Here is a 13,417-nt window from a genome sequence, read left to right as displayed (position 1 = left end):
TAAAATGCTGCTTAATGTGAGGCAAAAAGCATAAAAATACACTGCTATTGTATAAACAAAACCTTTTAGAGCCATCAAAAACATGGCCAAAAGGGGCAAAATAGCCGTTAAAAAGTAGGGTTTTAGGGGCTAAAAGTGTGTTTTTGGTCTTGAAAAATTACGAGCTGACAACCAAAATAGAAAGGCAAAGTGGTGCAAAATGCAGGTTGTTTTCTTAAAAGAAGACAAAACGAAAGACGTGGAAGGTTAGAAATAGTGGCAATTTAGCCACTTTACAACCTATATTTTCGCTAGAACAGAGTGAAATTTAAAACGATATTGTAAAATAAAATAAACACAAAAAAAATACAGTCTAACAGAATTGCTTTTGGAGAATTGTTGTTAGAAGAATGCAAGACGTTGCGTAGCATAGCATCAATAAACCCTTACGCCGAGGATAAGGAGGACTTTTGTTTGTTTACGATGCACCTACGGCTTTGCAAATCCAATCCTTTTTTGACAACTAGCTCATGAGTTTGCGAGCCTATGGAGTTGAATTATATTGCGCATCTATCATGTTGTCGCTGTCAGAGGTGAGCAACATGCCTTGCAACCGCTCCCATTGATAGTTTTAAATGTACGTGCTTTTCATACCGCAGCCCATGCACGTCTATCATGGAGCATCCGCCCTTGTCGTAGCTCCTGCGCAACGATTGCCCCTTCCCCATCTTTAACTTTTACCCGCTCTGCGGTATTATAGCCATAGATTGCCACTTACCCATCAAGGCTAGTCATGGCTCACAATATTTTTTATATACCTCTAATTCAAGTAAGATAGTTTTATCTTCTACGTGAAGCTTGTAATAGGAATCCATGATTTTCTTATAAATTAATTCTGAAGTCTCGTTTTTCCTTATGAATGAAAGTAGTTCAGCAATTATGCGCATAATCCTATCTAACTGATTATTTGCTGCATAAAATTCGAGAGTTGCATTTAGCTGCTCTCCAACATTTAAATCATCAATGTTCTTGCGATTTAAATAATCACAGATCAAATCAAACCTCCATAGTGTATGGATATAATACCGATTGAACACTATGCTTTTGTTTCTAAAGATGGTAATGTTAGAGTCAGTCAAACTTATTATTTCTTTTTTAAGCCATCTTTCGGTGTCAGTGATTTTATCATATTCCATGATAGCCTCTTCTAGAAGTTTCTCGTACATAAAGGGCATTTTCGAAAGAAAGCCCGCAGGTCTTTCCCCCTCGAGTATGGCTGTTACTCCATTATAATAATCCACAAAAAGTTGTTCGAATTTTTCCATTTTGTTTATTTCTATTTAAGGCCTTCTTTACTTTTAAGGTTCCTATAAATTGAGAGGAGCTTATTATATCTATGATGCAAAAACGAACCAAGACAAACACCCTTTCCATGTGCAAAGCAATGGACAAAGATACGATAAAATCCGAAATTCTGCCGCATTTGTCTGTGGCAAAACGTGGGTATGCCTTAAAAAGTAACCTTCTGGAAATTATTATTCTGTGCATTCTATATAAGTTGAAAAGAAAGACTACCAATGCCATATATGTCACAGAGCATAAGGAAATACCGCTTGCCATACTTATGTGTAGTAACTGGTCTAGCCGTTGATGTAGGCGTATCCGTTGCGCATAAACTGTAAATATGGCGATTTGTACAAAAGAAATCACTATTTCTTTCCATAGTAAACAGTTTTATTGTTTAGAATGAACTTGTCTGTTCTCAGGCGGTTTTTGATTAAACTTCCACAATATTGCGTAGCAATGTCTTCTATGACGATGTGTTCATCATTAGGCAATATCTTCATGAGGGTATTAATGCTTATTCTTTCATCTGTTCGATGAAAGATCCTCTTTAAAGTTGCAATAGGACAAGAATTGTCGTAACATACTAAAAAGTCCTTCATTTGCTTACTCCTATACATGCCATACACATTTCGTTTCCTTAAAGAAGCAATACCACGATATTCCCAGTTTTGGATTAGGATTAATAGCTTGCCATTGTGTTTGCTAATGTTCATAATGTACATTTCCGCACTCCTATTTAAAGATAGGCGCCTTATCAATGAAGTAAACCCTGTACTGATGTTATTATATTGGAGTTTGTTAAAGACGTACTCCATGTCTTTGTATATGAGCGTGTCTTTTTCATTGATAAAATATGTAACTTCCTTCTGTCCATAATTACTAAGCACCGAGCAGATGCTGAGTAATATAAGCATTATTACTTTCTGTTTCTCCATACCATTTTTGAAGGTTTGCTGTTTTTAGTTTTTCCAAATACGGTATACCCTTTCAGGTTAACAGATTCCTTATCTATGTTGTATGTCACTCTTTCCATGATGTTAAAGTCATCTTGACTTTTAATATCTCAATAAATTGAGAGGAGTTTATTATCTTTGTGATGCAAAACGAACCAAAACAAACACTCTTTCCATGTGCGAAGCAATGGACAAAGATACAATAAAATCTGAAATCCTGCCGCATTTGTCTGTGGCAAAACGTGGGTATGCCTTAAAAAGTAACCTTTTGGAAATTATTATTCTGTGCATTCTATATAAGTTGAAAAGAAAGACTACCAATGCCATATATGTCACAGATCATAAGGAAATACCGCCTGCCATACTTATGTGTAGTAACTAGTCTAGCCGTTGATGTAGGCGTATCCGTCGCGCATAAACTGTAAATATGGCGATTTGTACAAAAGGAATGCACTGAATGACCTCCACCAGGTCACTTTTTGTCACATAACCGCGTTTTGCCACCGATAAAAATGGCAAGATCTCAGATTTTATTGTATCTTTGTCCGGTACTTCGTACATGAGAGGAGTGTTTATCTTGGTTTTTACAGTACAAAGATAATAGACTCCTCTCAATTTGTAGAGGTTTAAAAAGCCTAGATGACTTCAAAATCAATGTGTAAATAATTTATATTATGATGGCAAGAATTCTCACAACGTTATGGTTTGCTTTTGTAGCCTCATTGATAAGCAGCAACGCACAAAACAGAATATACGGTACGGTGACCGATCCGTCTGGCGATCCATTAGTCGGCGTTGACTGCGTATTGGCCAGCTTATCCGACACGACAGCCATTGTTCACACGCAGACAGATTCAAAAGGAACCTTCAGTTTGAATGTAGGCGAAGACGGACTGTTCCTGTTGAAATTCTCTTGCTTAGGATATCAGCCACAGCAGCTAACGTGCAAGAGTGGCGATGTCGGAATGGTCAAGCTGACTGAAAGCATACAGAACCTTTCAGAGGTCACTGTGTCGGGCCAAGGGCTAAGAAGCTTCGGCAACGCAGACATCATCCTGTTAGACAGGCGTGCCAGACAGGTGGGAAACAACGCTTTGGAGGCCATCAGTAACCTGCCGCAATTCAGGCTTTCAACAAACAGCGGTGAACTGCTTACGGCAGATGGTAAATTTGTCCTGGTGCTGATTGATGGAATCAGAAGGTCGGTACGCGAACTGATGCTGCTCAAAACCGACGAAATAAAGACCCTGCACTACTATTCCAATCCACCTGCAAGGTTTGCGCATGAGAATATAGGTGCTGTATTGAATGTGGCAACCAAGCGCACCAACAAAAGGCACTATTCACTATATCTCGACACCAAAAATAGTATCACCACAGGATACGGAACCAACTTGTTTTCCACCAGTTATAGCGATTCACTCAACAAGGTGTCTGCAGCTTATTTTCTAGACTACAGACATCTCAACCGAAATACCATGGAAAACCGTTATACCTATCCGGATGTGACGAACGATTACAAAGGTCTGTCGGGTAAATACACTGGTGCCTACCACATCGGACAATTATTCTATCAGCGTTTCCAAAACAACAACCTTTTCAATATCACTTTAGAATATCGTAAGTTTCCGGCTACCCAGCAATATAGTCAACAGCTCTTGCGGACGGGTAGATTGGGAGATGCCAACCACAGAAGGCTTCAAAGTGACTTTTCATCCCTATCGGCCAACATCTACTTCGGACACACTTTCCGCAAAGGCAACAGTCTGTCGGTCAATGTGGTGAACACTTATTTCAAATCCAATTCGAACAATAATCTAACAAACACCTCGGGAACGGGAACGTTTACCAACATCGTCGACAACAAGTCTTACTCGCTAATAGCAGAAGCACTTTATACTGACAAACTATGGCAGGGAAATATACAGATAGGAGCCTACTATCAATACAAAAGACTGCAGCAGACAGACGGAGCATCCAGTTTGTCGACAGTGAATACGCAAAAGGAATACCTATACGCCGACTACACCAATCAATGGGGGGCATTGTCCTACAACCTGGGGGTAGGTGTGGAGAACAACCGGTACAGAACTGTGACGAAGGCAATAGCCAACTACATCCTCATGCGGCCTTCCGTTTCTCTTAATTATCAGCTGTACAAACACGGTTCGCTACGCCTGACTTCGTCCATAGCATCTGCGGTTCCTAGCGTCGGTCAGCTCACAGATAGTCGCACCGTCGTGGATGAACGATTCTATCTACAAGGCAACAGCAGTCTGAAACCCTACCATTTCTACCGCACCGAACTTAGTTTCCAGTATGCGTCGGCGAACAATATTTGGTTTGTCAAACCTTCCGTCAGTCACGCCCACTATCCCAGCAGGAATATGACAGTTGTTTCTGCTGACGGCACCGACGTCGTGAACCGAATTGTGGACATCCACCATGTCAACGAGTATGGCGCATCGCTTGTTCTAAGTTGTAGACCTTTCTCATGGCTAACTTTGCAACCTTACTACAACTATCTGTTTTCCAAATACGATACGCCTAATCAGTGCATCAACCACAATCTGAACAATGTCGGAATCTCTTGTCAGGTGGTGACAGGCAAGTGGCAATTCATTACCAACCACAATCTACCGATGACAACTGTTGACGGTGATGTTTTTGAGAAACACGGGTATAATGCGAACGCATCCCTTACCTACAGGCTCGGTGCCGTCACCATGGGAGCCATGTTCATTTACAATCCCGTTCCTTCCATGATTTACGCAGACACCCCTTCATTCCATTTCGTAGAAAAGACTCGATGGGGTAATTTCAAGAATCTTGTTGCACTGACCTTCGTCTATTCTCTGACGAAAGGTAATTCACGAAGGCATCTGAGCCAAAACATTAATAATAGTGACAACGACTCAGGTCTTACCAAATACAACACAGCAAAATAAATGTCCTTTTGTTTTTATAGACAACATGACGCCATGCAATGTGGAATTGCCTGCATGGCCATGCTCTGTAAATTTTATGGTAGGATGTATTCGTGCGAAAACCTATCACATATATGTGCTATAACCAATGAGGGTGTTTCAATGCAGGCTTTAAAACAATTGGCAGAAACCTTAGGCTTTGATGTACTATGTGAAAAAGCAAGTTTATATCACCTCAACTCCGCAGCATTTTTCCTTGTGCGATATTTTTATATATTGTCTCAATTGTAAGCATCCAATATTCGCCGCCTTTTTCCTGTATGCTTTGTTTCCTACCTTTGTGCAAAAAAATATGTTTGCACTCAACGAAACAAATGCTGACCGTGTTTGTTGTACTCCTGTTGATATGCATCAGGTAATCCTCCGCTTATGTCAATTCGTACGCGGTAATGACTTCACCCCTTCTGATGTTTGTGTCTATGTCTTTTATAATCGCCCTCGCAACCGCATCAAATTGCTCCATGGGGAACGTTATGGCTTTGTTGTGTATCACAAGCAGATGGCGCAGGGCTGTTTAAGTAGTAAGAAAAGCCTTTGCTGGACATGAAGATGGATTGATAAAACTACTGCTCATAAACTGCAAATAACAAAAAACTTATATGACACCAATCATATAAGGGCTTTTTTGTGAAGTATCAATGCGGCGAATATTGGGTGCTTATTATGTAACTTCCTTCTGTCCATAATTACTAAGCACCGAGCAGATGCTGAGTAATATAAGCTGTATTACTTTCTGTTTCTCCATACCATTTTTTGAAGGTTTGATGTTTTTAGTTTTTTTCAAATACGGTATACCCTTTCAGGTTAACAGATTCCTTATCTCTGTTGTATGTCACTCTTTCCATGGTGTTAAAGTCATCTTGACTTTTAATATTTCAATAAATTGAGAGGAGTTTATTATCTTTGTGATGCAAAACGAACCAAAACAAACACTCCTCTCATGTACGAAGTACTGGACAAAGATACGATAAAATCTGAAATCCTGCCGCATTTGTCTGTGGCAAAACGTGGATAGGCCTTAAAATCTCCGAGAAGTTTCAGAAATTACTCTCTTGCGATTAGCCATAACTTTACACCACGCTTTTTTACAATAAATATCGAATCTAATTTGTGGCCATTGTTCTTAAACTCTTGGTAATACTTATCATAATGATAGTGGTAATCTTCGGGAAGACTATACTCCCTAAAAAGTGTATCCCAAGAAATTTCTTCCTTCGTATAGTAATTATACATTTTACTACATGTATTTATACGATAAGCCATACCCATACTGATAGCGAGAGGACTCCCATCAATATCCACCGCTAGCGGGTTAAACTGTGTCAAAAACACTGTTCCCCTTTTTGTTTTAAGGTATACTTCTGGGATACCCTTCACATCGGTTCTTATCACTTCCTTGTTTTCTATAAAATTCTTGATTGAGTTATAATCTCCACGGTCAACAAATAACGTATCATACACAGGCACCTTATTTGACATCATAATCAATTCTTTAGCACTAACAACTTTAGAACTATATATGGGTCTAAAGAAAACAACGATAGAATCCTGGAATTCCGTTTTTTCTCTAGATTTACTAGCGCATCTAACATTTGTAACAAGTGCCAATGCCCATAGAAATAATAACAAAGCGTTTCTTTTCATTTCTTCTTGCTTTTTTGAAGTCGGCTCTTCTGTTGTAAATTCAGTCCACCGATGATGATGACGAATACTTTCTCCATTCAATTGTGCAGTTCTCCGCTCCCCCAATAACACGAAACTCTTCTTCGGCATCAAACTTTTCATATTCTTCTTGTACTTTATGCTGATTCTCAAAATGTTTCTTGCACTGTTGGTTCTATCCGCAGCGTGGAAAATTCGTGTTCCATAAGACTCATGGGAGAAGAATTATTCTACGAAATGAAAATTATCGTCTATGTGATATTTACGTGTAAGTTGTTTCTGAACATACTCCTGGCCTTCGGGAGGATCTAACCCATGTTGTCTTTCTTGTACGTTGTTCGAATCGTTATAGTTCCATTTTTATATTCACTATCCACATCTAAGAATTCATCGTGACAGCCAACTAATAATGATGATGTAACAACGTCTTGTTTATCATTATACAGATATATGATGATTCTAGAGTCATGGTAGTTGTAAAACTCTTTACATGCCAACACATAATATCCATCAGCAATTTTATACTTTCCAACATAACAAAATGTCGACTGGCTATGAGCGTTTGAGAGCACAATTGTATTTACAGGCAACAAAAACCTGTTTGCAAGTATATCATAGCTTATAGTATCTTTTGTTGGTAATGGCATTGTACTAAGAATACCACCACATGGGAACTCTGCCAAGTCTATGAAATGGCTTAAAAACTTTGTTTCCTCCGTATCCTGACTTTTACAGGCACATAGTCCCACAAGCATAAAAACTATTATTATCTGTTTCATTTTTTCCTATTTGGTTTAACTTCATAGAGCCACCTGCACATTTCTCCCTCTCTTCATCTTCTCCATAAGAATTAGTATGAATGTGATATGGATCCGTGTCTTACAGACAGTCCAAGAAAGACCTGTAACGTTGCAAAGCTATGCCCCATACCTTTTATTCCTCGCCCGCCCTCGTCCACTTGCGGAAATGCCGACACACTGTTTTGTAATGCAACATTGCCCTTGTGAAGATGGATGAGACAAGAAACCGTGTGGCACAGGAAACCTGCTTTCAACTTGTAAAGAATGCACTGAATAACCTCCAACAGGCTATTTTCAGAATGTAATCGCGTTATGCCACAGACAAGTGGGGCGGGATTTCAAACGCTATCGTAAATTTATTCCGCACATTCGTACATGAGAGGAGCATCTGTCTTGTTTTTGCATTACAAAGATAATAAACTCCTCGCAATTTATAGAAACATTAAAAGTAAAGACTACTTCATTGTATATTGTTAAACAACAAATCTTTCACTTAATCTGTTTATTGATAAATGCCTGGAATATGCTCGAATTCATGACAACATAAGGATAGAGGTAGCCAACACGATACAAACTTAGATTTTTCACAAAGTTCGGCATCCCAATCAATGAGTCGGAGAACACACGTTCTTCGCATATCAATAGATGCTTAGTAATGTCAACATTGGTTTTCTCTCTATCTGAAGAATTAAAAAGCATAATGATTTCAAATGTTTCTTTTGGGAGTAAGCATTTTACGAATAATTCTGGAATAATAGCACAACTGTCTTCAATGACCATATTCGACTCCCATTCCAACATTGATAAACTAAAATCTCCGTATCTACGCAGGAGTTTCCGTCTTAAGAGTTGAACAGGGGTTAAAGAATCATTATTTTCCTCGATAAAGAATATTAAGAGTTTAGAGGGTGTGTTGTTCTTAATAGAATACAAGCACGAACGAGTCTCGTCATATCCTTCTTTCTCTCCCCTTATACACCATCTGGCTTGAATAGAACCAATGTTTTGGCAAAACAACATACTATGACCGAATAGTATGAAACAAAACAGAACAAATGCAATCCTCATAATTCTATACTTTTTAATGGTTTCTTTTCTTGTCCTTATAGACTTGTCTATTAACTCTTGCTTGGGTTCATGGCTATCTTGAAAATGAGGTACTGAGCGATGACGGTCTCCCACAGACTCTCCGTAAATCAAAGCATGACCATATTCTTCATTTGAGAACATTTCTGCTGCAACTACCGACCAGAGAGAAGGATTTATGTTCATGATTAAGAACATTGGTAACCAATCAATGGTATTTCAGCCTCTTTTCCCAATACAATATATCGTCTTCTTTCATCCCGTCTCTCCAGTCCTTAATACTTCTATTGTATAAAAGGACTATGGCATCGCGATTATAGATGTAATAAAGCAGAATGTTTGCTGCGTAATCTGTTGTTTCATCATTGAGTAAAGACAACCATTCTCCTCTTTTCATCCTTACAACAAGGATCTTTTGTTTTGGAGTCAATTTTACGCTTACACGATAGCCAACATCAAATATGGGAAAGCATGTATCGCAAGCGACTTTCTTTATAGAGAAGTTGACACGCTTATTATTTATGAAGGAAAGTTCATTTGTGATGATTTTCTCTCGTTTGCTGTGTGTTTTTTGAGCACAGCATGATGATATGGTCATTATTAGAAAAACCAAGATAACCCAATTAAATTTCATTGTCTTTTTCTCCTTCTATTTTGATATGCTTATGGCGCACCGTTGACGTACACGCCCTCAAGTTAACTGTGCCCCTTCACGATGCGCTCGTCCGCTGCGTTATACGTGTAGCGGCTAATCTTGCCGTTGGCCGACAGTGCCCTCAGGCGGTTCTCTTCGTTCCACGCCATACGCCGCTCCGTGTTCAGTCTGTCTTCCTCCACAAACATGGGATTGCCATTGGTGTCGCGTATTTCTACGCGACATGCAGGAAACCTATTTCATCATATATTTATCATCCGATACTCTACTTACGGTGAAATGGTGTTTTGTACACATATAGCCATGCACAGGAGCAAGATTCCCATCAAAAATGCCACACCCATTAACTTCATAAAATGTTTCGAACAACACTTGTAGTTTATAATGCGAATAATAGTACTCATCCTCATACACAACCTTATTGTTTTTTATGAGGATTACTCTACACATTTCAGAATCCGACCCAATAAGAGCCGTATAAGGATCTTCTGCATCCCCATACGTTTTTATTCCTATTATATTCTGAACTCCGTTTAGCGGAATAAGTGAATGAAAGACGTACATCGTGTCATAGTCTATATCTAGTACTTCACGTAAATCCAATTCACCTTTCCCTTGGTCATTCAATATATTATGTTTTGAAATATACCATTCTACCTTTTTAGGGAAATGATGTGTACAACTGCAAACAAAAGTGATCCCTATTGTAAAGACACATATTGTTATTAACTTATTCATTTAAACCATTATTGTTGTTTTTATTTACATCTTTTACGGTAGCATCATATTGTTTTTTCGTGATGAAATGAAACATCCTTGTGTAACAGCTAGGTACAGATTCTCTTGGCAGTCCTCTCATCAAATTTATTTGTAATAATACTTTGACAAAGGATTTGTCTAATAGCATGTCACTTATTACTCTCTATAAGTATGATTTTTTTCAACTTTGAGGGCATCTTACCAGAGCAAGAAGAAGTTTCATCGTATCTGTAATCAACAGGAATACCAAATTCCTTTATTAACAGAACATATTTTATACTTCCCTCCTTTACCGTATTAAAGTATTTTGTCTTCCACAATATCTGATAAATTGTATAACGTAATGATTTATCCGCTTGTTCTTGCAAAGCATGTAGATGAACAGGAATACCCATTGTAATTTCATCTTTATGCCATTTTAGATAAAAGCGTGCATCGTCAACCGACAGCCTGTCCCTAGAAACCTTTTTTATAAAGCCTTTAAATTTACGGAACAAAGTGGAATCTAAGCTAATCGTTTCATTTGGCATTTTTCTATCAGACATTTGTTTCATATCTTCAAAGGACACGGCGTCAAAAGATTCGTAATGTCCCCTATAGTATGTTACGACAATAGAATCCTTAGCAACACAGTCATTTCTTAACTTTGTTTTGCAACCAACCACAACAAACAATGTTATAATTATGTATAAGAACCTCATCACCATTTCTTTTTTCGTTTTGTCGTGCATTATGCCTAATCGTTTCTCCATTTCTACATGCAGTACACCATTCGGCATCTTCGATACTTCCTTCTCTCACTCTACCCCGCATTAACTGTTTGGAATTTTACTTTTAGGTTCAAACTATCTTTTGTTTTTGTACCCATTTAACGAAGTGCGCAAATTCATACTCGATAACTGTAGCGAGAGATATGGCTCCACCATCGGATGCCCTTGCTGCCTTTCAAGAAAACCAAGTAATGCAGGAACCTCCATTATCATCAAAAAGGTTACGTTGTCTTTCAATCTGCATCATTGGTAGTCTTTTTGCCCCACCGTGACGATGTTCGCACTATATCTATGGGCGTTCTGGAATCACCGAAGGGTAGAGATCTAAAGACATCAATGTGTCTGTGAACATTGAGCTCTCAATGACTAACAAAGTGTCGTTACATTCTCTTATACAATACTCCATTCCCCCGATGTTTATTGTTGTATCATTTATTAATGACCATTTTTCAATGAGCATGATGTCCCCTCCGTCATATTTTGTTAGGACATTAGCTTTATATGCCCTTTCATATACGTACCATCTCCCCTGTCTATCAAAGTAATAGTAAACTTGCGACTTCTCAGCGTGCGACTTCTTCAACCAGTATCTATGATTTCTACCTGCAATTGTCATTTCGATAGAATTCTTCTTACAAGATAGCATACTAAGCATAACACAAAAGACTATTATATATTTCATCGCTATTTATTTTTTTTAACACCAATGTCGAATCCCGACGTTTCACTAGAATATCTTTTAAAAGATAAGCTATATCCATATTTCTTAACTTTTAGATTTGTCTCTTTTATTAATGAGCACACACGATCATCATTTACTCCATCTTCTATAATCGCATTTCTAAGATAAAGTGTGAGAGTTCCGTTGGCATCGTAGATGTGACATTCGTATGTTGTCACTTTTTCTGAGCAATCTTCCTCCAATCCTCTATCCGTATTATGGAATCTGTCATTGTGTCATAGAAAAAAACACTACCTTTTTTCGGCGAAACATAAAAATTGTAAATTGGTTCAAATCTATATGCAGTAGAAAAGCCCACTTGAATCCAAAAATAAGGAGTATCCATATTAGGGGATTGCAGTAGTACAATAGCTTTTCTTCCTTTCACCTTGTAATCGCGTTCTAGTTCTCTCACTTCTTGTAATTTACCAACTAAACCCATGACCTTACCTACTTCCAAACAATCTACTCTGACAGAAACAGAGCTACAATCCTTGTTTGAATCATTATTATTTTTATGGCGTGATTGTATGTCTTTCCCATAACAAGCAAATAATATACAAAATATGCTTATATACACGAATATGAGTTTTTTCATAACAACAACATATTTAAAAACCTAATTAGTCACTTCAAACCGTTCGACTCTTTAAAATCGCCCTTTAATTTGTTATTCGCGTTATCTAAGTCAAACCAAAATCGTTTTGGAATTAACCATACGTAAATTGGGAAGTAGAAGTGGTTCCAACTCTTGTTTGTAATCAGCAATGCTATCGAAGAAATTCATCACCACCTGCCTAAATTTTTCCTTCGCTCTATAGAAGGTTGTGTTGACAACTCCCCTCCTAAGCATTTTCCACTGGTGTTCTATAAGGGTGAGATTGGGTGAGTACAGCCGAAGAAAAAACTGCTTAGCCCTCGTTCCCTTCACCCTTTGTGTAAGATGCTTGTTGCGATAGAATCTGGCATCGTTGGATATGACGTATATCCCACATGTCGTGGGATGCTTAGCAGGTGCGGCTTCGTAAAGCTGGCATCTGAACTGGGCGTTTACGCTGTGGCAATCAAGAGCGATGACATCAGCGGCATCGCGGGCGTTGAGAAATCCGTTAAGGTTTATCCGATAACGCCCGCTCACCGTGAATTGTCCCATGTGCCCGTCTTTCTCTTCACAAGCGTAGGTGGAGTGGCTGTTGTGCATGCAATAGCTCTTGTAGCGGTTGTCGGTCAGTTTGGAAATGTCACCCAACATGTAGAGTTCCGCATAGTTATATACGCTGTACAGGCTTATTTCCAAGTTGTAGGAGATTGTTTTCGCATCGTGACCATGAGCCAGCATCAGTATGCAGGCGATCTGAGTACAATAGGGTTCAAAATCCTTACTGTGTTGGAACCAGCGAAGGTTATTAAGTTCTTCCATGGATAAGTTTAATATCATGATGCAAAGATACGTTTTTTCTCAATATTTTCCAAACCAATTTATTTTCTATATAACTCGTTATCTTGACAACCAACATCCTGTATGAACTTATCTACTCGCTAACTGGTCAAATTTTCCATATTGCCAACCCATCCGCCCGTCAACATTTGTCTCTTTTTCAGTAATAATTTTAACATTATGAGTGCCTTCGTAATCCACCAACCGCCTACCCGACCGCAAAAAATCGATTCTCGCGAAGGTTAGTTTTGATGCAAAAA

14 protein-coding genes and 2 pseudogenes are annotated in these 13,417 nt (G+C 38.5%); 4 read left to right on the top strand and 12 right to left on the bottom strand.

The features are described 5' to 3' along the window. Positions 1 to 770: 770 nt before the first annotated feature. A complete protein-coding gene (locus tag HMPREF0670_RS00850) occupies positions 771 to 1,304 on the bottom strand; it encodes a hypothetical protein (protein ID WP_009229262.1) in 534 nt (177 codons plus the stop codon). 1,150 nt (positions 1,305 to 2,454) lie between these two features. Here HMPREF0670_RS00850 and HMPREF0670_RS16110 point away from each other — a divergent pair. Then, positions 2,455 to 2,586 (top strand): annotated as a pseudogene (locus HMPREF0670_RS16110) (IS5/IS1182 family transposase); the annotation flags it as partial. A 140-nt stretch (positions 2,587 to 2,726) separates the two neighbouring features. Here HMPREF0670_RS16110 and HMPREF0670_RS16925 read toward each other — a convergent pair. Beyond that, positions 2,727 to 2,840 (bottom strand): annotated as a pseudogene (locus HMPREF0670_RS16925) (IS5/IS1182 family transposase); the annotation flags it as partial. A gap of 113 nt (positions 2,841 to 2,953) precedes the next feature. Here HMPREF0670_RS16925 and HMPREF0670_RS00825 point away from each other — a divergent pair. The 3 genes from HMPREF0670_RS00825 to tnpB are packed head-to-tail and all read left to right on the top strand — an operon-like array spanning position 2,954 to position 5,813. After that, the gene (locus HMPREF0670_RS00825; protein ID WP_009229260.1) at positions 2,954 to 5,227 is read left to right on the top strand and encodes an outer membrane beta-barrel protein; all 2,274 of its coding nucleotides are present in this window, start codon (positions 2,954 to 2,956) and stop codon (positions 5,225 to 5,227) included. Continuing rightward, positions 5,228 to 5,497, top strand: coding sequence for a cysteine peptidase family C39 domain-containing protein (locus HMPREF0670_RS00820; protein ID WP_255346253.1), 270 nt, complete (start codon positions 5,228 to 5,230; stop codon positions 5,495 to 5,497). It abuts the gene before it with no gap. After that, on the top strand, positions 5,409 to 5,813 hold the full coding sequence (gene tnpB / locus HMPREF0670_RS17455) for an IS66 family insertion sequence element accessory protein TnpB (protein ID WP_316928767.1): 405 nt from the start codon (positions 5,409 to 5,411) through the stop codon (positions 5,811 to 5,813). Before HMPREF0670_RS00820 ends, tnpB begins: the two co-directional genes overlap by 89 nt. A 497-nt stretch (positions 5,814 to 6,310) precedes the next feature. Here tnpB and HMPREF0670_RS00815 read toward each other — a convergent pair whose 3' ends face one another. From HMPREF0670_RS00815 to HMPREF0670_RS16100, 10 genes are all read right to left on the bottom strand, one after another. Then, positions 6,311 to 7,051, bottom strand: a complete 741-nt coding sequence (locus tag HMPREF0670_RS00815; protein ID WP_009229259.1) for a hypothetical protein — start codon at positions 7,049 to 7,051, stop codon at positions 6,311 to 6,313. 185 nt (positions 7,052 to 7,236) lie between these two features. After that, positions 7,237 to 7,707: a hypothetical protein gene (locus HMPREF0670_RS00810; RefSeq protein WP_044077554.1), complete on the bottom strand. Its 471-nt coding sequence runs from the start codon at positions 7,705 to 7,707 to the stop codon at positions 7,237 to 7,239. 510 nt (positions 7,708 to 8,217) lie between these two features. Next, on the bottom strand, positions 8,218 to 9,000 hold the full coding sequence (locus HMPREF0670_RS00805; RefSeq protein WP_157579514.1) for a hypothetical protein: 783 nt from the start codon (positions 8,998 to 9,000) through the stop codon (positions 8,218 to 8,220). Between the two features lie 22 nt (positions 9,001 to 9,022). After that, positions 9,023 to 9,448, bottom strand: coding sequence for a hypothetical protein (locus tag HMPREF0670_RS00800; RefSeq protein WP_044077553.1), 426 nt, complete (start codon positions 9,446 to 9,448; stop codon positions 9,023 to 9,025). Positions 9,449 to 9,510: 62 nt separating this feature from the next. Then, positions 9,511 to 9,657: a hypothetical protein gene (locus tag HMPREF0670_RS16105; RefSeq protein ID WP_009229257.1), complete on the bottom strand. Its 147-nt coding sequence runs from the start codon at positions 9,655 to 9,657 to the stop codon at positions 9,511 to 9,513. A 46-nt stretch (positions 9,658 to 9,703) separates the two neighbouring features. Beyond that, on the bottom strand, positions 9,704 to 10,207 hold the full coding sequence (locus tag HMPREF0670_RS00795; protein ID WP_044077552.1) for a hypothetical protein: 504 nt from the start codon (positions 10,205 to 10,207) through the stop codon (positions 9,704 to 9,706). A gap of 170 nt (positions 10,208 to 10,377) precedes the next feature. Continuing rightward, on the bottom strand, positions 10,378 to 10,980 hold the full coding sequence (locus HMPREF0670_RS00790) for a hypothetical protein (RefSeq protein WP_157579512.1): 603 nt from the start codon (positions 10,978 to 10,980) through the stop codon (positions 10,378 to 10,380). A gap of 307 nt (positions 10,981 to 11,287) precedes the next feature. Next, positions 11,288 to 11,680 carry a hypothetical protein gene (locus HMPREF0670_RS00785; RefSeq protein ID WP_044077551.1) on the bottom strand — a complete coding sequence of 131 codons (393 nt, stop codon included), beginning with the start codon at positions 11,678 to 11,680 and terminating at the stop codon, positions 11,288 to 11,290. Positions 11,681 to 11,894: 214 nt separating this feature from the next. Next, entirely contained in the window at positions 11,895 to 12,317 is a 423-nt protein-coding gene (locus HMPREF0670_RS00780) for a hypothetical protein (RefSeq protein ID WP_044077550.1), read from the bottom strand. Positions 12,318 to 12,407: 90 nt separating this feature from the next. Further along, positions 12,408 to 13,139 carry a hypothetical protein gene (locus tag HMPREF0670_RS16100; protein WP_232213833.1) on the bottom strand — a complete coding sequence of 244 codons (732 nt, stop codon included), beginning with the start codon at positions 13,137 to 13,139 and terminating at the stop codon, positions 12,408 to 12,410. Positions 13,140 to 13,417 lie beyond the last annotated feature (278 nt).

This window comes from Prevotella sp. oral taxon 317 str. F0108, from assembly GCF_000162415.1.
Lineage (GTDB): Bacteria > Bacteroidota > Bacteroidia > Bacteroidales > Bacteroidaceae > Prevotella > Prevotella conceptionensis.
The sequence above is the reverse complement of the archived record's forward strand: the minus strand, read 5'-3'. Positions and strand labels throughout refer to the sequence as shown.